Source organism: Pseudomonas sp. GM18 (genome assembly GCF_000282195.1).
Lineage (GTDB): Bacteria > Pseudomonadota > Gammaproteobacteria > Pseudomonadales > Pseudomonadaceae > Aquipseudomonas.
This window is the reverse complement of record NZ_AKJT01000049.1, coordinates 83,247-108,760: the sequence shown is the minus strand read 5'-3', so window position 1 is coordinate 108,760 and position 25,514 is coordinate 83,247. Positions and strand designations below refer to the sequence as shown.

Below are 25,514 nucleotides of genomic sequence, written 5' to 3'. Positions count from 1 at the left end.
TAGAACCCCGTGGAGTGATGGCATGGCGGACGTAAACAAGGTCGTTCTGGCGTATTCCGGCGGCCTGGACACTTCGGTGATCCTCAAGTGGCTGCAGGATACTTATAACTGTGAAGTAGTGACCTTCACCGCTGACCTGGGTCAGGGCGAAGAGGTCGAACCGGCCCGCGCCAAGGCACAGGCCATGGGCGTAAAAGAAATCTATATCGACGATCTGCGCGAAGAGTTCGTGCGTGATTTCGTGTTCCCGATGTTCCGCGCCAACACCGTTTACGAAGGCGAGTACCTGCTGGGTACTTCCATCGCTCGTCCGTTGATCGCCAAACGCCTGATCGAAATCGCCAACGAAACCGGCGCGGACGCCATTTCCCACGGCGCGACCGGCAAGGGCAACGACCAGGTTCGTTTCGAACTGGGCGCCTACGCTTTGAAGCCTGGCGTGAAAGTGATCGCTCCGTGGCGCGAATGGGACCTGCTGTCCCGTGAGAAACTGATGGATTACGCCGAGAAGCACGCGATTCCGATCGAGCGTCACGGCAAGAAAAAATCCCCGTACTCGATGGATGCCAACCTGTTGCACATCTCCTATGAAGGCGGCGTGCTTGAAGACACCTGGACCGAGCACGAAGAAGACATGTGGCGCTGGACCGTCTCCCCGGAGAACGCTCCTGACAAACCGCAGTACCTGGAACTGACCTACCGCAACGGCGACATCGTTGCACTGGACGGCGTCGAAATGACCCCGGCCACCGTGCTGGCGACCTTGAACCGTATCGGTGGCGAACATGGTATCGGCCGTCTGGACATCGTCGAAAACCGCTATGTGGGCATGAAGTCCCGTGGTTGCTACGAGACGCCTGGCGGCACCATCATGCTGCGCGCTCACCGTGCGATCGAATCGATCACCCTGGACCGCGAAGTGGCTCACCTCAAAGACGAGCTGATGCCTAAGTACGCCAGTCTGATCTACACCGGTTACTGGTGGAGCCCTGAGCGTCTGATGCTGCAACAGATGATCGATGCTTCCCAGGCCCACGTGAACGGCGTAGTGCGCCTGAAGCTGTACAAGGGCAACGTGATCGTCACCGGTCGCAAGTCCGACGAGTCGTTGTTCGACGCCAACATCGCGACCTTCGAGGAAGATGGCGGCGCCTACAACCAGGCCGATGCGGCGGGTTTCATCAAGCTCAACGCCTTGCGCATGCGTATCGCGGCGAACAAAGGCCGCAAGCTGTTCTGAGACCTTTGATGCGGTAATGGAACTGTGGCCTTGTCGATGACAAGGCCACAGTTCTGAAAAAGGGCTGCTGCATATTACGTTTCGCTTTCTGCTGGTTTCTTCTAACCATTCTTTCTGCTGCCTGCCTTTGATCTCACTTCAAGGGCTGCCTTGCTTTGTGCGACGGGTCAAAACCTAGCCCATAATCGTTACGCCATGTGAGCTCAAATTGTAAGAAATACAGAACGTTGCGTTGTTGCGTTTCTTTAGTTGTTTCCAGTATTTGAGCGCGCTGTCCTTCAGCACTATCTCCGAATCGGCGCACGTGAGAAATACGATCACTTGTGCAGGATTATCCGGAGCGTACCGGATACTCTCCATCAGGGCGCTGAACGCCATTTTTTTGGTTATCCAGCGTGCATCAATGATGTGCAGATCCTTTAGCGGTGCGGGTAGCTGCACATGGTGTTGGGCCGAGCGTTCAGGCGATACTCTGGAAGTGCTGTTTCCCGAGTGATCGGCGTTGTCCATGACTTTTATAAAATGCTTTCCCTTCTCGAAATCGGAGGGTGCGTAAAGCGATCGATAATTGAAGTTGAGTGTGGCGAAGAAAAGAAAAAGCAAATAAAAGGGAAAGCTGATCAGAAACCAGATGTAGAGCTCTCTCTCCTTGTTGTCAAGAAAGGGCAGCGATACAGCGGCTGATGTTTCGGACAGTGCTGCAAATATTGCAATGATTGTCATGGGGTTGGTGATTCTTTTTTTGAGTTTTTTCATGTTTTTTACTCATTGGGTATTATCTTTTTCTCTGTTGGTTTATAGGGTGTGTCTTGATGCTGATAATGCATGTATGAGTGTTTTTTTTGTTTTAAATTTCTTTTTGCTGTGTGGTTGAGGTTGATATAGTAACTGCATTGTTCTGGGTCTGGGTATGGCTGTTTATTTGTTTTAAGGTTGTGTGGGTTTATTTTGCTTGTGAAGTATTGCTGTGTGTAAGGTTTTTTGAGAAGTTTTGGTCGGGTTATGTAAGATCCTGCAAGATACTCGTTACCTTTAAGGGTAGCTTAATAGTCGATGTCTGTCGGACCAAGGGCGTTGAACCCTGTTTTTTGGGGTGTGAATTGTTACAAAGAAACGATCGAAGCGTTTAGCCGTGTTCGGCCAATAAAATCTCTGGCTCATCGTGTGCAATGATTTCTTGTAGGAATAATCCGTGTTGTTTGTAGGTAATGTCTCTCGGTGCGAGTGGTCGAGGGGGACGGCATGCCATGGGTGAAACGACTAGGCTATGGTGCGGGCTCTAAAAATTCGAACAGCGAAAATTGGACTTGCCCATGAATAAAGTGCTGATCGTGGATGATCACCCCGTCATTCGTCTTGCGGTACGTATGCTAATGGAGCGTCATGGCTACGAAGTCATTGCAGAAACAGATAATGGCGTGGATGCATTACAAATTGCCCGTGAACTTATGCCGGATATTGTCATTCTGGATATTGGAATACCAAAACTGGATGGGCTGGAAGTTATTGCGCGCCTGACATCGGCGGCGATGCCTCTTAAAGTGCTGATATTGACGTCCCAGGCTCCAGGGCATTTTTCCATGCGTTGTATGCAATCGGGTGCCGCCGGATATGTCTGTAAACAACAGGATCTTACTGAGTTGCTCAGTGCAATAAAGGCCGTACTGTCCGGTTATAGCTACTTTCCTAATCAGGCGCTGCATACTGTGCGCTCCAGTCTTGGGAATGCCAGTGAAGCCGATATGGTGGATCGATTGTCCGGGCGGGAAATGATGGTCCTGCAGCAGTTGGCCCGAGGAAAGACAAACAAGGAAATCGCCGATGGAATGTTCCTCAGCAATAAAACCGTCAGTACTTACAAGACTCGCCTGTTGCTAAAGCTCAATGCTCGCTCACTGGTCGATCTTATTGAATTGGCTCAGCGTAATGGCCTGGTATGAGTACGCCAGCGTTTGACGAGGGGCTATGAGTGGGCGTTTGTCGGGGATCGGCACTTAGTAAAAAGCCTCCGTTTCGGGAGGCTTTTAGGTGTCAAAGGTCAAAATCGTAATCGGCCAATTGCTTTTGCAGTCGGCGCTCCTCCAGCAGATTGTCGATGGTGCGGCGTTTGCTCAGGTTGGTCTTCGCTACTTCCACCACCGGTTCTGCGTCATCGGCCTCAACGGGGGTGAAGTCGTCTTCTACGTCCAATTGCTCTTTGCCAGTGCTCATAAGATTAACTCCAGGCTAAGACTGCCTTTGGCGCTCCTTATATCGACAATTTCCCGGCGGGTAAAAAAGATTTTTTCAATCGGCTCATCATAAAAATTAATAGCGCCTCAATCGTCCGAGGTCTTTTGCTTGTATTCGCATAAGTCCTCGATCCGGCAGCTGCCACAACGCGGCTTGCGGGCCAGGCAAACGTAGCGTCCGTGGAGAATCAGCCAGTGATGGGCGTCGAGCAGATATTCCTTCGGCACGAATTTCATCAGTTTCTGCTCCACCTCGACCACATTCTTGCCCGGAGCAATGCCGGTACGGTTGCTGACCCGGAAAATGTGGGTGTCCACGGCCATGGTCAGCTGACGAAATGCGGTATTGAGCACCACGTTGGCCGTCTTGCGACCGACGCCGGGCAACGCTTCCAGCGCTTCGCGGGTTTGCGGCACTTCACCGCCATGGCGCTCTACCAGCAAGCGACAGGTTTCGATCACGTTTTTTGCTTTGCTGTTGAACAGGCCGATGGTCTTGATGTATTCCGACAGTCCTTCGACGCCCAAGGCATGAATCGCCGCCGGCGTATTGGCCACCGGAAACAGTTTGGCGGTGGCTTTGTTGACGCCGACATCAGTTGATTGCGCCGAGAGAATCACGGCGATCAGCAGTTCGAACGGCGAGGAATAGGCCAGCTCGGTCTTCGGTTCAGGATTGTCTTCGTGAAACCTGCGGAAAATTTCCAGACGTTTTGCGGCATTCATGGGCGATGCGTTTCCTCGAAGGAGGTCAATGTGGGTGTCGGGCGGGTCCAGGCCTGACGTGCGGCGATCAGCAGTCCCAGCAGAATAAACCCGCCGGGGGCCAGCGTGGCCAAGCGCAGGCCACCGTCAGCGGTGAGCACCCAACCTTGCCAGTCCGGTTGCGTAGCACCGGTCAGCCAGGGCAGATGGCTACCCAGTGTCCCGTTGCCGATGAGCTCGCGCAGCAGGCCCAGGCCAATCATCAAGGCGCCGAACAGGCCGCACAGGCGCAGGCGATCACGTCTTGTGCTTTGGAAAAAACCGTTATGTTCCAGCACGACGCATTGCAAAGCGATCAATCCGGTATAGAACCCCAGATACTGGTGCCATTGAAGCGACCAGGCTTGCGTGGCGAGTTCCGCACAACTGGTCAGTGTGGCAGCCAGCAGGAGGCAGGCCAGTAAATGTGTTGCCGGAATCAGTCGCGAGCGCAAGACGCCCATGCTCACCCCATAAATACTGAGCACCAGAGCGAACATCAGCCACAGGCCCAGGGCCGTTACCAACGAATCAGTGACGCCGATCAGAGGCGCAAGCATCAGCGAGTTCTGCAGGGTTGATGACTTATTCATGGGCACTGCTCCCGATCAGCGATTGCCGGTGTTCGTCGAAGTAGCGCAATGCATCGTGGGTGGCATTGATCACCGCTCTTGAGGTGATGGTCGCGCCCGCAATCTGATCGAATTGCCCTTGGTCCTTTTTCAAGGCCCAGCCCTTGTCATCGGGTTCGGTTAGCGACTTGCCGGTAAACACCTGAAGCCAGGCGTTGGGCCAGTCGGCGAGCTTGCCGCCCAGCCCCGGGGTTTCCGATTGCTTGAGGGTTTTGACCCCCAGCAACTTGCCATGGGGGTCGACGGCGATCAGCAAATCGATGGAGCCGGCGTAGCCCAGTGTCTGGCTGCGCAGCAACACGGCGCTCGGTTGGCCGGCCTTGGACGCCAGGTAGCCACTCAGCAGCGTGCTGTTGGCCAGGCGAGTGTTTTCGACGCTGAGGGGCTGTTCCAGTGGTTGATTGTCGTAACTGTCGGGGGCTAGCAGATCCAGCAAATTGCGACTGTCGATCAAACGTTGTTCGGCGGCAATGCGTTCGGCGCTGGTGTGCTGCACGAGGTAAGTCGCGCCTGTCCCCAGGCCCGCCAGTAATACCAGGGCCACAACGCTTGTCGCTCGGTTCATGGGCTGACCTGCGCTTGCCTGGAGGCGGCAAACCGCTCCAGCGCCGGTACACAGAGGTTCATCAGCAGGACGGCAAAGGCCACCCCGTCCGGATACCCGCCCCACGTGCGAATCAGGTAAGTCAGTAACCCCACACCGGCGCCGAACAGCAACCGGGCCGTGGGGTTTTTCGCGCCGGATACCGGTTCCGTCACGATGAAGAAGGCACCCAGCATGCTCGCGCCGGTGAGCAGATGAAACAGTGGCGAGCCATGGGAGTCAGAGCCCGAACCGTTCCAGCACAGCAGGCTGATGATGAACAGGCTGGCGAGCATGCCGACCGGCGCATGCCAGCTGAACACCCGCCGTTGCAGCAGAAACGTGCCGCCGGCCAGAAAGGCCAGGTTGACCCATTCCACGCCCCGGCCGCCGAAATGGCCGAATGCCGGGTTGCCGGCGAACAGTTCGTCCATGGTCAGGCTTTTGTTGATTCGCAGGCTGTCCAGCGCCGTGGCCTGGGCCCAGGCATCCGGTGTCTGGCCGAGGCTGAAGCCGAACACCTGTTGCAGGCCACCGAGCAAGTCCATGCCATGGGACGACGGCCAATGGGTCATTTGCTGGGGAAACGTCACTAAAACCAGGGCAAAACCGAGCATCGCCGGGTTGAACGGATTCCTGCCGACGCCGCCGTACAGGTGCTTGCCAAAAAAAAGTCCGAATGCGGCGGCGCTGACGGTCAGCCACCACGGGCAATAAGGCGGCAACGCCAGGGCCAACAGGGTCGCGCTGACCAGCGCACTGCCATCGCACAACGTCGGTTTTACAGGTTGCTTGCGCAGCTGCAACACCGCCGCTTCAACGGCCAGTGCGGTAGCCGCCGTCAGAATCAGGTTGATCAACACGCCCCAACCATACAACCAGAACAACATCAGCATTCCCGGCAGGGTGGCCAGCAATACCAGCTTCATGGCCTGCTGAAGGCGTTCATCCACCGATTCAAGGGGCGGCATAGGTATCCACCTGCCGCTCGGCTTCGCTGAGCGCATGTTGCAATGCTGCGATCTGTTCGGCCGACGCTTCGCTTGTTTGAGCCTTCTTCAGTTCGGCGCGGCGCATGGCCAACTGGATCTTCGCCCGTTTCAGCTCGGCATCGTTCGCCTGAGCCGGTGGTGCAGCGACTTGCGGCGCACTGCTTTCCAGCAGCAACAGCGCCTGTTCAGCGGCTTCGAACTGCTGTTGCAGCACGATCAGTTGCGATTGCTGTTCGAAGGTCGGTGGATGCCCGAAGGCCTTGAGCGATTTGTTCAGCTGCGCCCGACTCATCGCCAGATCGACCTTGGCCTTTTTCAGTGCCGCATCGGCATTGGCGGCCTTCTGTGCGCGCACGCGTTCGAGCGCGGCCTGAACCGGGTCGAACGTCACTTCACTGTGCTGCACGGCGCGTTGGGCGCGGGCCTGGCGTTCGGCGAGTTTCTGTTCCTCTTCGCGGTGTAAGCGGGCATTGCGCTGTTCGAAGCGACGTCGCGCGCGGTTGCGCTTGGCGGCCCGGGCCTGTTGCTCCTCCAGGCTGAACGCCAGCCCACCGACAATCGGCAGCGTGGCCAGCGGTAGCGGATGCATCTCGATGCAATCCACCGGGCAGGGCGCCACGCAGAGGTCGCAACCGGTGCATTCGTCGACGATGACCGTGTGCATGAATTTCGCCGCGCCGACAATCGCGTCGACCGGGCAGGCCTGAATGCATTTGGTGCAGCCGATGCATTCGGCTTCGCGGATGTACGCGATCTGCGCCGGTGCCGAGCCGCGACTGACGTCCAGTTCCAGCACCGGCACTTTCAGCAACTCGGCGAGGGCCGCGATGGTTTCGCTGCCACCGGGTGGGCACTTGTTGATCGGCTCGCCGCTGGCGATGCCTTCGGCGTACGGTTTGCATCCGGGGTGGCCGCACTTGCCGCATTGAGTCTGCGGCAAGAGGGCATCGATGCGTTGAATCAGACTCATGTTTTGATCAGCCCGCTGAATCCGAGAAAAACCACCGCGATCAATCCGGCACCGATCAATTCGATCGGCAGGCCGCGAAAGGGCAGGGGGACATCGTTATCGAGTGTGCGCTGGCGCAAGTCGCTGAACAGGCTCAGCACCAGCCAGAAACCCAGCCCGGCACCGAGGCTCAGGGCTATGGCGTGGAAAAGTCCCTTGTCGTCCTGAGCATTGAGCAACGTCAGTCCAAGCACGCCGGCATTGCCCAGCAGCAGGGGCCAGAGACCCTCGAATGAAAGCTTGGCAAATAACCGTGGAAGCAGCTTCAGCAGCGGGCCGATCAGCAGAACGCTCAGCGGCAGGAATACGAACAGGCGCAGCGATGTCAGCCCCAGCGGCACCAGCAGCCAGTGGTAGAACGCATGGCCGAGTGTGCCGACGATCAGCATCAGGCACGTTGTCGCGACGCCCAGCGCATGGACCTGTCGCCGCCCGCTGCCCAGCACCGGATCGACGCCAAGCGGCCAGTGCAACACGAGGTTGTTGATCAGGGCAGCGCTGATAAGCGTAAGAAGCAGTTCGGTCATGATCGTGCCGGTAAGAACAGGGCTTTCTTAAAGGGCTCTCTAAAAAGAGATTAGGCATTATCCGGCAAGGAAGGAGGGTGGGCCAGATATGAAAATCCCACAGTCGCGCCGGGCACGACTGTGGGATCGGTTTAGCGCAGGACCTTACTTGATGCGCTGACCTGGCTTGGCGCCGCTGTCGGGGCTCAGCAGGTAGATTTCTTCACCGCCAGGGCCGGCCGCCATCACCATGCCTTCGGAGACCCCGAATTTCATTTTGCGCGGCTTGAGGTTGGCAATCATCATGGTCAGACGGCCCTCAAGCTTGGCCGGGTCCGGGTAGGCGCTCTTGATGCCGGAGAGCACGTTGCGTTGCTCATCACCGATGTCCAGGGTCAGGCGCAGCAGTTTGTCGGCACCCTCGACGGCTTCGGCCTTGAGGATCAGCGCGACGCGCAGGTCGACCGCGGCAAAGGTATCGAACTCGATCTCCGGCGACAGCGGATCCTTGGTCAGTTCGCCGTTGCCTTGAGGCGCGGCGGCTTCGCCGGTGTCGGTCTGGCTGGCGGTCAGGTCTTCTTTCGAGGCGTCGGTCATGGCTTGCACTTTTACCGGGTCGATGCGGGTCATCAACGGTTTGAACTCGTTCAGCTGATGGTTGCTGAGCAAGGTGGCGTGGTCGTTCCAGGTCAGCGGTGCGACGTTCAGGAACGCCTCGGCATCGGCGGCCAGCAGCGGCAGCACCGGCTTGAGGAAAATCACCAGTTGGCGGAACAGGTTGATGCCCAAGGCGCAGATGGCCTGGACTTCATCCTGCTTGCCTTCCTGTTTGTTCAGCGACCACGGTGCCTTGTCGGCGATCCAGGCGTTGGCACGGTCGGCCAGGCCCATGATTTCGCGCATGGCCCGGGCAAAGTCACGTGCCTCGTAGGCTTCGGCGATGCTCGGCGCTGCGGCCAGGAACGCTTCGGTCAGCTCCGGCGCGGCGTTGCCGGCCACCAGCACGCCAGCGTTGCCTTTGTGGATGAAACCGGCGCAACGGCTGGCGATGTTGACGACTTTGCCGACCAGATCCGAGTTGACCTTCTGCACGAAGTCTTCGAGGTTCAGGTCCAGGTCATCGACGCCACGGCTCAGCTTGGCCGCGTAGTAGTAGCGCAGGTATTCCGGCGACAGGTGATCCAGATAGGTCCGGGCCTTGATGAAGGTGCCGCGGGACTTGGACATCTTCTGGCCGTTGACGGTCAGGTAGCCGTGCACGTTGATCCCGGTCGGTTTACGGAAACCCGCGCCTTCGAGCATCGCTGGCCAGAACAGGGCGTGGAAGTTGACGATGTCCTTGCCGATGAAGTGGTACAGCTCGGCGGTGGAGTCCTTGCCCCAGAACGCGTCGAAATCCAGCTCCGGCGTACGGTTGCACAGGTTCTTGAAGCTGGCCATGTAGCCGATCGGCGCGTCCAGCCACACGTAGAAGTACTTGCCCGGCTCGTCGGGAATCTCGAAGCCGAAGTACGGCGCATCGCGGGAGATGTCCCACTGTTGCAGGCCGGCATCCAGCCATTCGGCGATCTTGTTGGCCACGGCCTCTTGCAACGTGCCGCTGCGGGTCCAGGCTTGCAGCATTTCCTGGAAGTCCGGCAGCTTGAAGAAGAAGTGCTGGGAATCCTTGAGCACCGGCGTGGCGCCGGAAATCGCCGACTTCGGATCTTTGAGGTCGGTCGGCGCGTAGGTTGCACCGCATTTTTCGCAGTTGTCGCCGTACTGGTCTTCGGTGCCGCATTTCGGGCAGGTGCCCTTGATGAAGCGGTCGGCCAGGAACATTTTCTTTTCCGGGTCGAAGTACTGCGTGATCGAGCGCGTGGCGATGTGCCCGGCGTCGCGCAGCTTCAGGTAGATCTGGCTCGACAGCTCACGGTTTTCTTCGGCGTGAGTGGAGTGGAAGTTGTCGAAGTCCACCAGGAACTCGGCAAAGTCGGCGCTGTGTTCAGCCTGGACGTTGGCGATCAGTTGTTCCGGGGTGATGCCTTCCTTTTCCGCGCGCAGCATGATGGCCGAACCGTGGGCGTCGTCGGCGCAGACATAAATGCATTGGTTGCCGCGGTGCTTCTGGAAGCGCACCCACATATCGGTCTGGATATATTCCAGCATATGGCCGAGGTGGATCGAACCATTGGCATAGGGCAGGGCGCTGGTGACGAGGATCTTGCGTGGCTCGGACATGGGGCTCGGCTACTTGATGAAACGGAGGTCGGCCACTATAAAGCGCCGGCGCATATTTTTCACCCCGTGAGCCTGTTTCATTGGATGAGTAACGGATGATTCAGTCTTTTGAACATCCCGCCAAACCATCAGAACAGGTAGGATACCCGCCTGATTTTCCAGTCTTGCTATCGGAGTTGCCCATGAGCGCCGTCAATCGCGTAGCGGTGGAAACCGTCCTTCGCCAATACACCGACCCTTATCTGAACCAGGACCCGGTCAGCGCCGGGTGCGTGCGCAGCATCGATATTCAGGACGATCGTGTCAGCGTCCAGCTGGAGCTGGGTTACGCCGCCGGTCTGTTCAAGAGTGGCTGGGCGCAGTTGCTGCAACTGGCCATCGAGGGCCTGGACGGCGTGGTCACTGCCCGCGTCGAGATCACCAGCGTGATCGCCGCGCACAAGGCCCAGGCGCAGATTCCGGGGCTGGCCAACGTCAAGAACGTAGTGGCCGTGGCGTCTGGCAAGGGTGGTGTGGGCAAGTCCACCACGGCCGCCAACCTGGCACTGGCGCTGGCTCGTGAAGGCGCCAAAGTGGGGATTCTCGACGCAGACATCTACGGCCCGAGCCAGGGCATCATGTTCGGCATCCCCGAAGGCACCCGACCACAGGTCAAGGATCAGAAATGGTTCATTCCGATCGAGTCCCATGGCGTCGAAGTGATGTCCATGGCCTTCCTGACCGACGACAACACGCCGATGGTCTGGCGTGGGCCGATGGTGTCCGGCGCCTTGTTGCAACTGGTCACGCAAACAGCCTGGGGCGACCTGGATTACCTGGTCATCGACATGCCGCCAGGCACCGGCGACATCCAGTTGACCCTGGCGCAAAAAGTCCCGGTGGCCGGTGCGGTGATCGTGACCACCCCGCAGGATCTGGCATTGCTGGATGCGCGCAAGGGCGTGGAAATGTTCCGCAAGGTCAACATCCCGGTGCTGGGCGTGGTCGAAAACATGGCCGTGCACATCTGCTCCAACTGCGGGCATGCCGAGCATCTGTTCGGTGAGGGCGGCGGTGTGAAGCTGGCCAACCAGTACGGCGTCGAACTGTTGGCTTCGTTGCCGCTGTCGATGCTGATTCGCGAACAGGCCGATGGCGGCAAGCCAACGGTGATCGCCGAGCCTGACAGCCAGATTGCGATGGTTTACCAGGAACTGGCCCGCCATGTCGGTGCGCGGATTGTGTTGCAGGAAGCCGCGACGCCGGCGATGCCGAACATCACCGTCAGCGACGATTAAACCGCCGAAAAGAGATCGCAGCCTCGCTTCGCTCGACAGCTCCTACAGGTGTAAGCCAATCCCTGTAGGAGCTGTCGAGCGAAGCGAGGCCGCGATCTTTTGATCGTGCTTCAGATGCGCAACCCGCCATCCAACTCCAGAATCCGACCGGTGTAGTAGTCATTCTCGAAAATGTAGGCCGCCGACTGGGCGATCTCTTCGGGTTTGCCCATGCGCTTGAGCGGGATCCCGGAGGTCATTTTCTCCAGCGCTTCAGGTTTCATGCTCAGGGTCATTTCGGTTTCGATAAAGCCCGGCGCAATGCCCGCCACGCGAATCCCATAGCGCGCCAGTTCCTTGGCCCAGGTCACGGTCGCCGCGGCGACACCGGCCTTGGCGGCGGAGTAGTTGGTCTGGCCGATGTTGCCGGCGCGCGAGATCGACGAGATATTGATGATCGCGCCGCTGTTGTTCAGCTCGACCATTTTTGCCGCGACTTCACGGGTGCACAGGAACACGCCAGTCAGATTGACGTCGATCACCGCTTGCCATTGGGCCAGGCTCATCTTGGTCATTTCGCCATCCTTGACCTTCAGCAACAGGCCATCACGCAAAATACCGGCGTTGTTGATCAGGCCATGGATCGCGCCGAAATCGTCGGCCACCTGGCTGACCATGTGGGTCACTTGCTCTTCATCGGCGACGTTGCACAAGTAGGCGCGGGCCTCGACACCCTTGGCCTTGCAAGCGGCGACGGCGGCGTCGAGTTTTTCCTGGTTCAGGTCCACCAGGGCCAGCTTCGCGCCACGACCTGCAAGATACTCGGCCATGGACCGGCCTAAACCCTGGCAACCGCCGGTGATAATGATTACTTTGTCAGTGAGTTGCATTCGCATGCCCCGTTAGCTGGTCAGAGTGGATTTCTTGTAGGCCTCTCTTGCGCGGGTCGGCCACACATGAGAACTGCCCGATGGCGTCCTGGGAACTTTAGCCCAGTTGTCCGTCCGTTTTCGACGGATTCTACATAAGGAGTCATAAATTGAGCATTAAAGTTGCTAAGAGCGCCCGAGAATTGCTTCTCAAGGAATACCGTGGAGTGCTTTCGACGCACTCCAAAGCGATGCCCGGTTTCCCGTTTGGCTCCGTGGTTCCGTACTGTCTGGACGAACAGGGCCGGCCGCTGATCCTTATCAGCCGCATCGCTCAGCACACTCACAACCTGCTGAAGGATCCGAAATGCTCACTGCTGGTGGGTGAACGCGAGGCCGAAGACGTGCAAGCCGTTGGTCGGCTGACCTACCTGGCCGAAGGGGAAAAGCTCGAGGACACCGCAGCCATCGAAGCGGCAGCCGAGCGTTACTACCGCTATTTCCCGGATTCGCAGAACTATCACAAGGCCCACGATTTCGATTTCTGGGTGCTCAAACCGGTACGCCACCGTTACATCGGCGGCTTTGGCGCGATTCACTGGATCGATCAGTTGACCCTCGCCAACCCGTTCGTCGGCAAGGCCGAAATGAGCATGGTCGAGCACATGAATGCCGATCACGCTAAAGCCATCGCCCACTATGTTGACTTGGCGGGCCTGCCGAAAACCGTGCCGGCACAATTGGTCGGCATCGACACCGAAGGCATGCACTTGCGCATCGGCCAAGGGCTCTACTGGCTGCCGTTTCAAGCGCCCTGTAATACGCCGACACAAGTCCGGGAAGCCTTGGTTTTCCTGGCTCACGCCGAACATTGGCCGAAAAATGAAGCGGCCGACGCTTGAATTCACGAAACGGCGACGTCATCTAAGGAACACTGGCAAGGCTTACTTGCGTTGAGGAACCATTTGATGCGCCCTTTTTTGTTGCTCTTTGTACTGTTTCCGGTGTTGGAGCTGTTCGTATTCGTCAAGGTCAGCGGGGCGATCGGGTTTTTCCCGGCCCTGTTGCTGATCATCCTCGGCTCGATGCTCGGCGTGTTCGTGCTGCGTATCGCCGGTCTGGCTACTGCGCTGCGCGCTCGTGAAAGCCTGAGCCGCGGCGAGCTGCCGGCCCAGACCATGCTCGAAGGCCTGATGCTGGCCCTGGCCGGCGGTCTGTTGATCCTGCCGGGCTTCGTCACCGATGTGCTGGGCCTGATCATGTTGCTGCCGATCTCTCGTCGACTGCTGGCCAATAAAATGCGCCAGCGCGCCGAGGAACAAGCGATGCGCCAGCGTGCGTTTGCCGATGACCTTCAGCCACGGGGCGGTCCTGTCCCTCGTCAGCCGTTGGGCCGTGAGCCCAACGTGATCGAAGGTGAGTTCGAACACCGCGACTCCAAGTAACACGTCCATCGACACGGCACCTTCGGGTGCCGTGTTCGTTTTCAGGGCATCGACATAAAAATTTTGCTCACGGCCCTTGAAATAGGCTTGTACGCCCTTATGTAACGGTCACCGCAAGGTTTCTGGCAATTGCGCCAGACAGACTTCCGCGGTTCGCTCGACGAACCGCACCCGGCGCCGCCGGATTTGTTAAACCCGCCGGGACTACACCGGCCGATGAAAACCACAATTAGGAGAGATCGACAATGAAGCTTCGTCCTCTGCATGACCGCGTCGTCATCCGTCGCAGCGAAGAAGAAAAGAAAACCGCTGGCGGTATCGTCCTGCCAGGTTCGGCTGCTGAAAAGCCAAACCAGGGTGAAGTCGTCGCTGTAGGCCCAGGCAAAGTACTGGACAACGGTGAAGTACGTGCGCTGGCCGTGAAAGTGGGTGACAAGGTGGTGTTCGGCCCTTACTCCGGCAGCAACACTGTGAAAGTCGACGGCGAAGACCTGGTGGTAATGGCTGAGAACGAGATTCTCGCTGTTATCGAAGGCTGATTCCCCGCTCATTTTCCCGCTACTACAAAGTATTTAAGGAATATCGATCATGGCTGCTAAAGAAGTTAAATTCGGCGACTCCGCCCGCAAGAAGATGCTCACCGGTGTCAACGTTCTGGCTGACGCGGTAAAAGCGACCCTGGGCCCGAAAGGCCGTAACGTGATCATCGAGAAGAGCTTCGGCGCTCCGACCATCACCAAGGACGGCGTTTCCGTAGCCAAAGAGATCGAACTCGAAGACCGCTTCGAAAACATGGGCGCGCAGCTGGTCAAAGACGTTGCTTCCCGTGCCAACGATGACGCAGGCGACGGCACCACCACCGCTACCGTTCTGGCTCAGTCGATCGTCAACGAAGGCCTGAAAGCCGTCGCTGCCGGCATGAACCCGATGGACCTGAAGCGTGGTATCGACAAAGCGACCATCGCGATCGTCAAGGAACTGAAAGCCCTGTCCAAGCCTTGCGCTGACACCAAGGCAATCGCTCAGGTAGGTACCATCTCGGCCAACTCCGACAACTCCATCGGCGACATCATTGCCGAAGCCATGGAAAAAGTCGGTAAAGAAGGCGTGATCACCGTTGAAGAAGGCTCGGGCCTGGAAAACGAACTGTCGGTTGTTGAAGGCATGCAGTTCGACCGTGGCTACCTGTCCCCGTACTTCGTCAACAAGCCAGAGACCATGACTGCCGAGCTGGACGGTCCGCTGATCCTGCTGGTCGACAAAAAGATCTCGAACATCCGCGAAATGCTGCCAGTGCTGGAAGCCGTTGCCAAAGCCGGCCGTCCACTGCTGATCGTGGCCGAAGACGTTGAAGGCGAAGCCCTGGCGACTCTGGTTGTGAACAACATGCGTGGCATCGTTAAAGTCGCAGCCGTCAAGGCTCCAGGCTTCGGCGACCGTCGCAAGGCCATGCTGCAGGACATCGCTGTTCTGACCGGCGGTACCGTGATCTCCGAAGAGATCGGTCTGAGCCTGGAAAGCACCACCCTGGAACACCTGGGTAATGCCAAGCGCGTGATCCTGTCCAAAGAAAACACCACCGTGATCGACGGCGCCGGCGTTGAGGCTGACATCCAGGCTCGCGTGACCCAGATCCGTCAGCAAGTGGCCGACACTTCGTCCGACTACGACCGTGAAAAACTGCAAGAGCGCCTGGCCAAACTGTCCGGCGGCGTTGCAGTGATCAAGGTTGGCGCTGGTTCCGAAGTCGAAATGAAAGAGAAGAAAGCCCGCGTTGAAGACGCCCTGCACGCTACCCGTGCAGCCGTTGAAGAAGGCGTGGTACCTGGCGGCGGCGTGGCACTGATCCGTGCCCTGCAAGCCATCAGCGAACTGAAAGGCGACAACGCCGATCAGAACGTCGGTATCGCTGTTCTGCGTCGTGCGGTCGAAGCGCCACTGCGTCAGATCGTTGCCAACTCCGGCGACGAGCCAAGCGTAGTTGTCGACAAGGTCAAGCAGGGTGCAGGTAACTTCGGTTACAACGCTGCTACCAGCGAATACGGCGACATGATCGAAATGGGCATCCTGGACCCAACCAAGGTGACCCGTTCGGCTCTGCAAGCTGCATCCTCGATTGGCGGTCTGATCCTGACCACCGAGGCCGCTGTTGCCGAAGCGCCGAAGAAAGAAGGCGCAGCTGGCGGCGGTATGCCAGACATGGGCGGTATGGGTGGCATGGGCGGCATGATGTAAGCCAGCCTTACCCCTATAAAAAAGCCCCGCCTGCGTTGAGCAGGCGGGGCTTTTTATTGCCCTTCAAAAGATCGCAGCCTTCGGCAGCTCCTACGGAGGTTCGCAATCTCGTGTAGGAGCTGGCGAAGCCTGCGATCTTTTGATCTTTGTTCAGGCGCTGACCGGTTTTGCCTCGTTCGCCTGCTCAGTCTTGGTCGCCGGCCGGTACAGGATGTAGTAATACGCCCCCAGACAAAACAGCCAGCAAAAAATCGCTGTCCACACGTTGTGCGAGAAGAAGTGCGCGCCCTGCATCATCCGGCCGACGGAAAACACCGAGCCCAATGCGAAAGCGAAGACAAATGCCTTGCGTGCCAGCCGCGGGCGTCGGTCGCGCAACACAAAGAACAACGCAAACAGGGTGAAACCGGTCGCCGCATGACCACCGGGCCAGCAGCGGCCAGGCTTGTCGGTGTGCGGACGAGGGCTCAGCAGTTCGCTGTAGGTTTCGTGCCCGCCGAATTGTTCCAGGCTCCATGGGCATTGCACCGCCGTCACCGCTTTGAGCGGGGTGACAAAGGAGGTTGCCAGCGCCAGAGACAACACCAGGCAGCCCATTTCACGTTTGAACGGTTTGAGCCTTTCAACGAAAAAGGAGCCGACAAAGCCCAGGATGGAGAACACCGAAAAGGCAATGACCACTTGCTTGGCCCGGTCATGCAGGATGTCTTCCAGGAAATGACTGTGGCGCCCGATGAATGCACCGGCGACCGGGTCATAGAACAGCTTGGCAAGGTCCATGTCCAGGGATGTCAGCTCGAGCAGCAGCAGGGTGATCGCCGCAACGGCGGGCACTCCCAGGCATAGCCAGAAGTTGAGCGGGCGGGAAACGGGACGGACAGCGGTTGATGACATGGTGGATCCTGATGAATGGAAAAACCCCGGGGCATCAGCCCGGGGCCATTCGGTTAACGGTCGCTGACTTGGCGGGTGCCCTCCTTGGGCGCTTTCCAGCCGAGCAGCTGTTGCTTGAAGCCATGACTGGCCGTTTGGTAATAAGTGATTGCGCGGCTGATCAACGGATCATCAGTGGTGGCCCGTGACTCGCGACTGTCGGTCAGTGCGTCGTCGTGGCGACGCAGACCCTGACGAGGGCTCAGGATCGCTAAATCCTTGCCGTCGAACAAGCCCAGATGTTGATAGTTGCCAACCACCACTCGCGGTGGCAGTGGATTGTCCTGCAATAGGTTGCGACCGAAGAACGTCGACTGGTAATCCAGGTTCAGCAGCCCGAGCAGTGTTGGCGCCAGGTCGATCTGACTGGCCAGCTGTGCGGTTTCTCGAGCCTCGATCAGATTCGGTGCATAGATGAACAGCGGAATCTGATAGTTGCTGATCGGCAAGTCTTCTTTGCCGGCGCTGCCAGCCGTGTGGTCGGCGACGAAGACGAAAATCGTGTTATCGAACCAGGGTTTCTTGCGCGCCTGATCGAGGAACTGACCGATGGCGAAGTCGGTGTACTTCACCGCACCGTCGCGTCCGTTACCGGATTTGATGTCGATCCGGTTATCCGGGTAGGTATAGGGGCGATGGTTGGAGGTGGTCATCAACTGCAGCAGAAACGGCTGTTGCCTGGCGTAGTCGGCGTCGGCCAGTTTCAGTGTCTGGTTATAGAGGTCTTCGTCGGCCATTCCCCAGGCGTTCTTGAAGTGAATCTCTGATTCATCAACGCTGCTCTGGTCGACGACACGATAGCCGTTGCCGCTGAAGAACGCGTTCATGTTGTCGAAGTAACCGCGCCCGCCATACACGAATACGCTGTCGTAACCCACGGCGCTGAGTTGCTGGCCGAGGCTGGCGAAACCGCTTTCACGACCCACGCGCTTGACGATCGAGCGCCCCGGCGTCGGTGGAATGGCCAGGGTGATGGCCTCCAGGCCGCGATCGGTGCGGGTGCCGGTGGCGTAGAAATTATTGAAGTACAGGCTTTGTTTGCGCAAGGCATCGAGGTTTGGTGTCAGGTTGCGATCGTCGCCATTGCTGCCCATGTACTTGGCACTGAAGCTTTCGATGGTGACCAGCACGATGTTGGGTGTTCGTTCGGTGCCGGGATTATCGATCATCCGGCGGATGTCCTGCGGATCTTCGCCGATGAAGCGAGCGTTGGGCTCGGTCAGTTCAGCGCGAATCTGTTGTGCGACGACGGCGCTCGGCAGGGTGCTGTAGAACTGCGGGTAATCCAGTTCGTTATTGCGAAAGGCGGCAAAGAACTGGTACGGGCCATTGCTCGCCAGTTCGTTCTGATAGGCATTGCCGCCCTGAGCGCGCGGCGCATCCTGGCTGAGCAGTTGCGCGCTCAGGCCCGCGACGATCAGCAGGCCGAGCGCATTCAGCAGGCGCCCGCGCATGGCAGGCAATGGTGCGTCCAGCGCAGCGTTGAAGGATTTGCGCAGCGCAAAGCTCAGGACCACGGCCAGCGCCGCGAGCAGGCTCAGCAGCTTGCCGATCGGGTACGACTCCAGCAGGTTATTCAGCACTTCGTCGGAGTACACCAGGTAATCGACGGCGATGAAGTTGAAACGCACACCGAACTCATCCCAGAACAGCCATTCGGCCACCGACGTGAACAGCATGGCAAACAGGCTGACGGTCAGCAGTCCCTGAAGGAACCAGCGATGGCCACGGCGGCGCCACAAGGCCGGCGGGCATAGCAACAGATAGAGGCCCATGGGCAGCACCGCGTAGGCAATGAAACCCAGGTCATAAAGCAGGCCGATGCCAAACACTGACAGCAGTCCGCTGCCGGCCTCATCCAGATGAGTGAGGAGCAGAATGCTTCGGGTCAGGAGAAAAATGACCAGCCAGGAACCGGTTACCAGCAGCAGAAAGCGCATTGGCGCCGTCTTCAAACAATCCATTATCTACATTCCCTATATCAATCGCGCGACAGTTTGTCTTGAACGCTGTAGTCAGGTTGTGAACCAGCAGTGAAAAACTTGTTATCACCATTATTTGGTTGAGCGCATCGATTCTACGACCGGCCGCCCTAGCCCTGAGTCACACTTGGCCTTAAGCTGCGCGGGCCAAGACGGCCGTTACTGTATACGGAGGAGGTGCCGATGCGAATTCTATTGGTTGAAGACAACCGCGATATCCTGGCCAACCTGGCCGATTATCTGGGGCTCAAAGGTTACACCGTGGATTGCGCGCAGGACGGTTTATCTGGCTTGCACCTGGCGGCCACCGAGCATTACGACTTGATCGTACTCGATATCATGCTGCCCGGCATCGATGGCTACACCCTGTGCAAACGCCTGCGCGAAGACGCCCGCCGTGATACGCCGGTGATCATGCTCACCGCGCGCGATCAACTGGATGACCGTCTGCAAGGCTTCAAGTCCGGTGCCGACGATTACCTGATCAAACCCTTTGCCCTGTCCGAACTGGCGGCGCGCATCGAGGCGGTCATGCGCCGTGCCCAGGGTGGCGGTCGCCGTGCCTTGCAGGTCGGCGATCTGAGTTACGACCTCGATACCCTGGAGGTGACGCGCGAAGGCCGTCTGCTGAAACTCAACCCGGTGGGCCTGAAGTTGCTTGCCGTGTTGATGCAGAAAAGCCCGCACGTGCTGCGCCGGGAAATTCTCGAAGAGGCCCTGTGGGGCGACGACTGCCCGGACAGCGACAGCCTGCGCAGCCACGTCCATCAGTTGCGCCAGGTGATCGACAAGCCGTTCGCCAAACCCCTGCTGCACACGGTACACGGCGTCGGTTATCGCTTGGCCGAGGGCCGTGATGGAGTTTAAGCAGAGCCTTTCGCAACGGATCATCATCGCCTTTGCGTTGATGAGCGCATTGGTCGCGGGAGCCTTCGCGATAGGCATCATAGCGACCGTGCACCTGGTGGAAGAGAAACTGATTTCGTCAGGTCTGGGTGGCGATTTGCAACGCCTGTTGCTGATGGACAGCGTGACGGACTGGAGCCACCGCCCCGAGCCGGACCAGTTGTTCTATTTCAGCGGCGGGCCGGGCGACTTTGAGTTACCCAAGGATTTGCGGCACCTGGACTCAGGTTTTCATGAAGTCTTTCGCGACCATCTGTCGTATCACGCAATGGTCGAAATCGTCGACGGACGGCGCTACGTGCTGTTGCAGGACCAGAGCGATTTCGAAGAGCGTGAACGGGTGCTGTTTGCCGTAGTGCTTGTGGGTTTCGTGCTGAGCCTGGCGCTGGCGGTATTTCTGGGTTGGGTGCTGGCGCGCAAGGTGATGGCGCCGGTGGTGCGACTGGCCCGTCAGGTGCGCCATCGCGATCAGCTGTTGGGCCTGGCACCGCCACTGGCTCCGGATTATGCCGCCGATGAAGTGGGCGAACTGGCCGTAGCCTTCGACGCCACCCTCGGACGTTTGCGTCAGGCGTTGACCCGTGAGCGATTGTTCACCAGTGACGTCAGCCACGAACTGCGCACGCCATTGATGGTGTTAGCCAGTTCCTGTGAATTGTTGCTGGAAAACTCCGGCATCGATCAGCGCGGGCGTGCCCAGGTCGAGCGGATCGCCCGGGCTTGCGCAGAGATGCGCGAGTTGGTGCAAACCTTCCTCATGCTGGCCCGCGCTCAGCATGAAGACGCCAGCATGGGACCTCAGCAGAGCCTCAGTCAGGTGGCCGACGGGCTGCTTTGCCAATGGCGCGAACCGATCGAAGCCAAGGGCCTGATGTTGAACGTCGAGTTGGGCAACCCGCCGGACACTCGCTATAACGCGACGCTTCTGCACGCGGTGATGGGCAACCTGTTGCGTAATGCGCTGCATTACACCGAGCATGGGTTTATCCGCTTGGCCCTGACGGATACGGGGTTCGTGGTCGAGGACAGTGGTGTAGGCATTCCCGAGGAAAAACGCGAGGCGATGTTCGAGCCTTTCGTACGCGGCAGCGAGAAGCGTGGCGAGGGCTTGGGGCTGGGACTGTCGCTGGTGCAGCGGATCTGCGAGAGCCAGGGCTGGAGTGTCAGCCTGACGAACATGGAACCCAATGGTTGTCGCTTTCAGGTGGAGTTGAGTCTGAAATAGCGGTGAATGGGTTGAAAATTAAATCGGCTCCGTAAAACCCTGAAATGATTCCGGGGTTTACCTGACGAAATTTTCACCAAGGCATGACCTGATGCTGACACCACGCAACTTAAGGTGGTTGTCATCAGAAGCTCAGGAGATTGCAGTCATGGCTGGCCCGATAAAGCTCGGCTTCTCCGAAAAATACGACGATCAACCCGCACAGAAGAATTTGCGCAAGCACCAGGTGGGGCTCGGTCGCCGACTGTCCCAATGGCGTGACGAACACCTGGCGCGTAAAGCCCTGGCGTTGGCCGGTGAACCTGGCCTGGTCCTCGATTTGCCCTGCGGTGCCGGGCGTTTCTGGCCGTTGCTCGCGGAAAAACACAACCGTGTCATCATCGGGGCCGACAACTCGGTGTCCATGCTCAAGACTGCCATGCGGACGCAACCCGCTGACGTGGTCAAAAGGGTACAACCCTTGCACACCTCTGCATTCGACATTGCCTTGCCCGATAATGCCGTCGACAGCATTTTCTGCATGCGTCTGCTCCATCACATCGGTGAAGCCGAGCAACGACTGACCATCCTGCGCGAATTCGAGCGTGTCACCCGCGACAGCGTAATTGTATCGTTGTGGGTAGACGGCAATTTCAAGGCCTGGAAACGCAAGCGTGCCGAGAAACGGTGTGGGCAGGAGGGTTACCAGAATCGATTTGTGTTACCCGTCGCCACGGTCGAAAAGGAATTCGAGCAGGTGGGTTTCCGTATTCAGGAACAACTGGATTTCTTACCGCTCTATGCCATGCGGCGGGTTTACGTATTACGCAAGAGGTAACTGGATGGCAGTGCAATCTGTAGCAGAAATGGAAGTTGCCTTAATCGACCAGGAGAAATGTCGGCAGCGTTTGACCGCTCGTCGCGCCGCAGCCCATGACCTGAAGCAACTGCGTCGCCACTCGTCGTTCAGCGATACAGACTGGAAAAAACTCGTCTACTTTTATGAGAAGGCGTTTGGCAGCGCTATCAAAGGCTTATCGCGATGAAACTCGAAATTGCACGAGGTTTGTTTTTAGCCGGAGCCTTGGCAGTTGCTTCATTGGCGGTGGCTGCCTGGGAGCAGCCCCGCACGCAAGTCCTCAGTTCAGTGCACGGTGACGCGCATTGTCCGTTGCCCCGGGTAGCCAAAGCACCCGTGGCCACTCAACCTGATCATGACTTGTTACTGTTCATGTTCGGACTTTCTCAAGGACTGAGGCCACAGAGTTGAACAGATTGAAGCCCAAATAAAAGGCCTCGCGGATGCGAGGCCTTTTGCTTTTTGACGTTAAGGTTTATCGGGCTGCCGATCGTTCCCACGCTCTGCGTGGGAATGCCTCTACGGACGCTCCGCGTTCGGCTTTTGAGGGGCCGCGGAGCGTCCCGGGCTGCGTTCCCACGCAGAGCGTGGGAACGATCATTCGCCTTGCGCGCTTCCACAGGTTTATGGGTGTTCTTCAGGGTTTATCGGGTTTGGCCAGCAATGTGTAAATGCACGGCAGCACGAACAAGGTGAACAGCGTCCCGATCGACATCCCCGTTGCGATCACCGTGCCGATGTCGAACCGGCTGACGGCCCCCGCGCCCGTGGCGATGATCAACGGCACCATGCCGAACACCATCGCCGCCGTGGTCATCAATACCGGACGCAAGCGAATGGCCGCCGCTTCCTCCACCGCTTCGCGAGGTGTCAGGCCTTTCTCCTTGCGTAACTGGTTGGCGAACTCGACGATCAGGATCCCGTGCTTGCTGATCAGCCCGATCAACGTCACCAGCCCCACCTGGGTATAGATGTTCATGCTCGACCAGCCGAGGAATAGCGGGATCAGCGCGCCACAGATCGACAACGGCACGGTCACCAGAATCACCAGCGGATCGCGGAAGCTTTCGAACTGGGCCGCCAGCACCAGGAAGATGATCGCCAAGGCCAGGGCGAAGGTGACCCACAGTGCGCTGCCTTCCTGAACGTATTGCCGTGATGCACCGGCATAGTCGACGGCATAACCCGCCGGCGCCTCTTCCCGGGCTATCTGGCGCACGGTGTCGATGGCTTCCCCCATGCTGACCAGCGGAACCCCGGAAAGAATCGCCGAGTTGAGTTGCTGGAACTGGTTCAACTGACGCGGCCGCGCGCGGTCGGTCACGGTGATCAGGGTCGATAGGGGCAGCAACTCGCCCTTGGTGTTCTTGACGTAATAATGGTTCAGCCAGTCAGGGTTATCGCGGTAGGGCCGTTCCACTTGGGCGATGACTTTGTAGCTGCGACCTTCGATGGTGAACCGGTTGATCTCAGCCTCACCCAGCAACGTCGCAAGAGTTCCGCCCAGGTCCTGCATGGACACACCCATCTGCGCGGCCTTGGCGCGATCGATATTCACCACCACTTCGGGCTTGTCGAAAGCCAGATCGACGTCGACGAAAGCAAACTTGCCGGATTCCATCGCCCTTTTTTTCACCCGGTCCGTCACCTCCAACAACGATTCGTAGGCGTTAGCCGAGTTGATCACGAATTGAAACGGCAAGCCTTCGCCGGTGCCCGGCAGGGACGGCAGGTTGAAGCCGAAGATTTGCAGCCCGGGAATGCTTTCCAGCTTGCTCTGGACCTCGGGCAGGATCTGCATCTGGGTCCGGTGGCGTTCGTTCCAGGGTTTGAGCAGGAAGCCGCCGATCCCTGATTGCACGCCGTTGAAGCCGTTGATCTGGAACGAGGAGTAGTACTCGGGGAACGCCTTGAAAATCGCGACGAACTCGTCGGTGTAGGCGTTCAGGTAGTCGAGGTTGGCCGTCTGCGGTGAGTTGGCCATCATGAAGATCACGCCCTGGTCCTCGTCTGGCGCCAGTTCCGACTTGGCGAATTTGAGCAGCACCGGAATCAGGCACAGTACGATCACCGCGAACACCAGCACCACCGGCCGGGTGTTGAGGGTGCCGTGAAGCACACTCTGGTAACGGCGCTTGAGGCCTTCGAAGATCACGTCCAGGCGATGGGCCAGGCCGCTGGGGTTTTCATCGTGACGCAGCAGCAAGGCGCACATCATCGGCGACAGCGTCAGTGCGACGATGCCGGAAATCACCACCGCCCCGGCCAGGGTCAGGGCGAACTCCTTGAACAGCGCCCCCGTCAGGCCGGTCAGGAAGCCGATCGGTGCATAAACCGCCGCCAGGGTAATGGTCATCGACACCACTGGCATGGCGATTTCCCGGGCACCCTCGATGGCCGCATCCAGTGGCGTCTTGCCCTCTTCGATGTGCCGGTGAATGTTTTCCACCACCACAATGGCGTCGTCTACCACCAGCCCGATGGCCAATACCATCGCCAGCAAGGTCAGCAGGTTGATCGAGTAGCCCATCATCTGCATGAAGAACATCACACCGATCATTGACAGCGGAATGGTGACCACCGGGATCACCACCGAACGCAGGGCGCCGAGGAACAGGAACACCACCACGATCACGATCAGCACCGCTTCAAACAGGGTTTTCAACACTTCGTCGATGGAGGCCTGGATGAACAGCGTGGCGTCGTAGGCGATTTCGCCCTTGAGGTTTGGCGGCAGCTGGGCTTCCAGGTCCGGCATGATCTTGCGCACTTCCCTGATCACGTCCAGCGGGTTGGCGCCGGGCGTGGCCTTGATGCCGATGTACACCGAGGGCGTGCCGCCAAAGGAACTGACGGAGTTGTAGTTTTCCGCGCCCATCTCGACCCGTGCCACGTCCCGCAGCAACACACGGCTGTCGCCGCTGACCTTGAGCGGGATCGCGGCAAAGGCCTCGGCGGATTTGAGTTCGGTGTTGGCGTTGATGCTGGTGACCACGTACTCGCCTTTCACTTCGCCGGCGGCGGAGAGGAAGTTGTACTGGCGCACGGCGTTTGTCACATCGCTGGCGCTCAGGCCGAAACCGGCGAGTTTCACCGGGTCCAGCCACAAGCGCATGGCGAACACCTGGTTGCCGAGAATCTCGGCTTCGGCCATGCCCGGCAGGGTCGCCAGTTTCGGCTGGATAACCCGGGACAGGTAGTCGGTGATCTGCGGGTTACTCAGCTCGTTGCTGAAGAAACTGATGTACATCAGCGCCGAGGCGCCGGCGGCTTCCTTGCTCAGCACCGGGTCCTCGGCGTCCTGGGGCAGCTGGTTCTTGACCTCGTTGGCCTTGGCCAGCAGTTCGGTGAACAGGCGGTCGGTGTTGGAGCCGATGCGCGCGTAGATCGAGATCACCGAGAAGTTCTGGCGACTGACCGAGGTCATGTAGTCGATGCCCTCGGCGCTCGCCAGGCTCTGTTGCATCGGTTGGGTGATGTAACCCTGAATGGTTTCGGCGTTGGCCCCGGGGTAAGCGGTGGTCACCGTGATCAGGGCGTTTTCCATTTGCGGGTATTGGCGCAGCGGCAACTTGCTCCAGGCCTGGAAGCCCAGCAGCACAATCAACAGGCTGACCACGGTGGCGAGCACCGGGCGGCGGATGAACGGGTCGGTAAAAGCCATGGGG

The 25,514-nt window shown here is 58.6% G+C and carries 24 protein-coding genes and 1 pseudogene; 12 read left to right on the top strand and 13 right to left on the bottom strand.

Features of this window, described 5'->3' with window-relative positions; all coding sequences use genetic code 11:
• The first annotated feature begins 22 nt into the window (after positions 1 to 22).
• Complete coding sequence (locus tag PMI21_RS12825) at positions 23 to 1,240, top strand: argininosuccinate synthase (protein ID WP_007938916.1); 1,218 nt, start codon at positions 23 to 25, stop codon at positions 1,238 to 1,240.
• A 174-nt stretch (positions 1,241 to 1,414) separates the two neighbouring features.
• On the opposite strand, the gene PMI21_RS12830 is transcribed toward PMI21_RS12825, so the two are convergent.
• Entirely contained in the window at positions 1,415 to 1,996 is a 582-nt protein-coding gene (locus PMI21_RS12830; RefSeq protein ID WP_007938915.1) for a hypothetical protein, read from the bottom strand.
• 557 nt (positions 1,997 to 2,553) lie between these two features.
• On the opposite strand from PMI21_RS12830, the gene PMI21_RS12835 reads away from it, so the two are divergent.
• A complete protein-coding gene (locus PMI21_RS12835; protein ID WP_007938913.1) occupies positions 2,554 to 3,180 on the top strand; it encodes a response regulator transcription factor in 627 nt (208 codons plus the stop codon).
• Between the two features lie 91 nt (positions 3,181 to 3,271).
• On the opposite strand, the gene PMI21_RS12840 is transcribed toward PMI21_RS12835, so the two are convergent.
• The 8 genes from PMI21_RS12840 to metG all read right to left on the bottom strand — a co-directional run bounded on the left by PMI21_RS12840 (position 3,272) and on the right by metG (position 10,157).
• The gene (locus tag PMI21_RS12840; RefSeq protein WP_007898493.1) at positions 3,272 to 3,451 is read right to left on the bottom strand and encodes a PA3496 family putative envelope integrity protein; all 180 of its coding nucleotides are present in this window, start codon (positions 3,449 to 3,451) and stop codon (positions 3,272 to 3,274) included.
• Between the two features lie 107 nt (positions 3,452 to 3,558).
• Entirely contained in the window at positions 3,559 to 4,197 is a 639-nt protein-coding gene (nth, locus tag PMI21_RS12845) for an endonuclease III (protein WP_007938911.1), read from the bottom strand.
• Complete coding sequence (locus PMI21_RS12850) at positions 4,194 to 4,808, bottom strand: Rnf-Nqr domain containing protein (RefSeq protein ID WP_007938909.1); 615 nt, start codon at positions 4,806 to 4,808, stop codon at positions 4,194 to 4,196. Before PMI21_RS12850 ends, nth begins: the two co-directional genes overlap by 4 nt.
• Positions 4,801 to 5,412, bottom strand: a complete 612-nt coding sequence (locus PMI21_RS12855; RefSeq protein ID WP_007938906.1) for an RnfABCDGE type electron transport complex subunit G — start codon at positions 5,410 to 5,412, stop codon at positions 4,801 to 4,803. The genes PMI21_RS12850 and PMI21_RS12855 overlap by 8 nt, the downstream gene beginning before the upstream one ends.
• Positions 5,409 to 6,401 (bottom strand): RnfABCDGE type electron transport complex subunit D, encoded by a 993-nt coding sequence (locus tag PMI21_RS12860; protein WP_007938904.1) that lies wholly within the window; start codon positions 6,399 to 6,401, stop codon positions 5,409 to 5,411. Before PMI21_RS12860 ends, PMI21_RS12855 begins: the two co-directional genes overlap by 4 nt.
• Positions 6,388 to 7,392, bottom strand: a complete 1,005-nt coding sequence (gene rsxB / locus PMI21_RS12865) for an electron transport complex subunit RsxB (RefSeq protein ID WP_007938903.1) — start codon at positions 7,390 to 7,392, stop codon at positions 6,388 to 6,390. Before rsxB ends, PMI21_RS12860 begins: the two co-directional genes overlap by 14 nt.
• Positions 7,389 to 7,958 (bottom strand): Rnf-Nqr domain containing protein, encoded by a 570-nt coding sequence (locus PMI21_RS12870; RefSeq protein WP_007938902.1) that lies wholly within the window; start codon positions 7,956 to 7,958, stop codon positions 7,389 to 7,391. The genes rsxB and PMI21_RS12870 overlap by 4 nt, the downstream gene beginning before the upstream one ends.
• A 144-nt stretch (positions 7,959 to 8,102) precedes the next feature.
• The gene (gene metG, locus PMI21_RS12875; RefSeq protein ID WP_007938901.1) at positions 8,103 to 10,157 is read right to left on the bottom strand and encodes a methionine--tRNA ligase; all 2,055 of its coding nucleotides are present in this window, start codon (positions 10,155 to 10,157) and stop codon (positions 8,103 to 8,105) included.
• 182 nt (positions 10,158 to 10,339) lie between these two features.
• On the opposite strand from metG, the gene apbC reads away from it, so the two are divergent.
• Entirely contained in the window at positions 10,340 to 11,434 is a 1,095-nt protein-coding gene (gene apbC / locus PMI21_RS12880; RefSeq protein ID WP_007938900.1) for an iron-sulfur cluster carrier protein ApbC, read from the top strand.
• Between the two features lie 110 nt (positions 11,435 to 11,544).
• Here apbC and PMI21_RS12885 read toward each other — a convergent pair whose 3' ends face one another.
• Positions 11,545 to 12,303, bottom strand: coding sequence for an SDR family oxidoreductase (locus PMI21_RS12885; protein ID WP_018926591.1), 759 nt, complete (start codon positions 12,301 to 12,303; stop codon positions 11,545 to 11,547).
• Between the two features lie 149 nt (positions 12,304 to 12,452).
• Between PMI21_RS12885 and PMI21_RS12890 the strand changes: the two genes are divergently transcribed.
• The 4 genes from PMI21_RS12890 to groL all read left to right on the top strand — a co-directional run bounded on the left by PMI21_RS12890 (position 12,453) and on the right by groL (position 15,962).
• Positions 12,453 to 13,184 (top strand): HugZ family pyridoxamine 5'-phosphate oxidase, encoded by a 732-nt coding sequence (locus tag PMI21_RS12890; RefSeq protein WP_007938898.1) that lies wholly within the window; start codon positions 12,453 to 12,455, stop codon positions 13,182 to 13,184.
• A 66-nt stretch (positions 13,185 to 13,250) separates the two neighbouring features.
• The gene (locus PMI21_RS12895; RefSeq protein ID WP_007938896.1) at positions 13,251 to 13,727 is read left to right on the top strand and encodes an FxsA family protein; all 477 of its coding nucleotides are present in this window, start codon (positions 13,251 to 13,253) and stop codon (positions 13,725 to 13,727) included.
• Positions 13,728 to 13,972: 245 nt separating this feature from the next.
• The gene (locus PMI21_RS12900; RefSeq protein ID WP_007938894.1) at positions 13,973 to 14,266 is read left to right on the top strand and encodes a co-chaperone GroES; all 294 of its coding nucleotides are present in this window, start codon (positions 13,973 to 13,975) and stop codon (positions 14,264 to 14,266) included.
• A gap of 49 nt (positions 14,267 to 14,315) precedes the next feature.
• On the top strand, positions 14,316 to 15,962 hold the full coding sequence (groL, locus tag PMI21_RS12905) for a chaperonin GroEL (RefSeq protein WP_007938893.1): 1,647 nt from the start codon (positions 14,316 to 14,318) through the stop codon (positions 15,960 to 15,962).
• A 150-nt stretch (positions 15,963 to 16,112) separates the two neighbouring features.
• Here the strand turns inward: groL and PMI21_RS12910 are convergent, their stop codons facing one another.
• Positions 16,113 to 16,856, bottom strand: a complete 744-nt coding sequence (locus PMI21_RS12910; protein ID WP_007938892.1) for a phosphatase PAP2 family protein — start codon at positions 16,854 to 16,856, stop codon at positions 16,113 to 16,115.
• Positions 16,857 to 16,909: 53 nt separating this feature from the next.
• Positions 16,910 to 18,859: an LTA synthase family protein gene (locus tag PMI21_RS12915; RefSeq protein WP_007938891.1), complete on the bottom strand. Its 1,950-nt coding sequence runs from the start codon at positions 18,857 to 18,859 to the stop codon at positions 16,910 to 16,912.
• Positions 18,860 to 19,060: 201 nt separating this feature from the next.
• Here PMI21_RS12915 and colR point away from each other — a divergent pair, with 201 nt between their 5' ends.
• The 5 genes and pseudogenes from colR to PMI21_RS28955 all read left to right on the top strand — a co-directional run bounded on the left by colR (position 19,061) and on the right by PMI21_RS28955 (position 22,257).
• Entirely contained in the window at positions 19,061 to 19,744 is a 684-nt protein-coding gene (gene colR, locus PMI21_RS12920) for a two-component system response regulator ColR (RefSeq protein WP_007938890.1), read from the top strand.
• Positions 19,734 to 21,008 carry a sensor histidine kinase gene (locus PMI21_RS12925; protein WP_007938889.1) on the top strand — a complete coding sequence of 425 codons (1,275 nt, stop codon included), beginning with the start codon at positions 19,734 to 19,736 and terminating at the stop codon, positions 21,006 to 21,008. Before colR ends, PMI21_RS12925 begins: the two co-directional genes overlap by 11 nt.
• A gap of 148 nt (positions 21,009 to 21,156) precedes the next feature.
• Positions 21,157 to 21,825, top strand: a complete 669-nt coding sequence (locus PMI21_RS12930; protein ID WP_007938888.1) for a class I SAM-dependent methyltransferase — start codon at positions 21,157 to 21,159, stop codon at positions 21,823 to 21,825.
• A 22-nt stretch (positions 21,826 to 21,847) separates the two neighbouring features.
• A pseudogene (locus PMI21_RS12935) lies at positions 21,848 to 22,033 on the top strand (lipopolysaccharide kinase InaA family protein); the annotation flags it as partial.
• On the top strand, positions 22,030 to 22,257 hold the full coding sequence (locus tag PMI21_RS28955; protein WP_026331876.1) for a hypothetical protein: 228 nt from the start codon (positions 22,030 to 22,032) through the stop codon (positions 22,255 to 22,257). The pseudogene PMI21_RS12935 and the gene PMI21_RS28955, both read left to right, overlap by 4 nt.
• 226 nt (positions 22,258 to 22,483) lie before the next feature.
• Here the strand turns inward: PMI21_RS28955 and PMI21_RS12940 are convergent, their stop codons facing one another.
• Positions 22,484 to 25,510 carry a multidrug efflux RND transporter permease subunit gene (locus PMI21_RS12940; protein WP_007938885.1) on the bottom strand — a complete coding sequence of 1,009 codons (3,027 nt, stop codon included), beginning with the start codon at positions 25,508 to 25,510 and terminating at the stop codon, positions 22,484 to 22,486.
• Positions 25,511 to 25,514 lie beyond the last annotated feature (4 nt).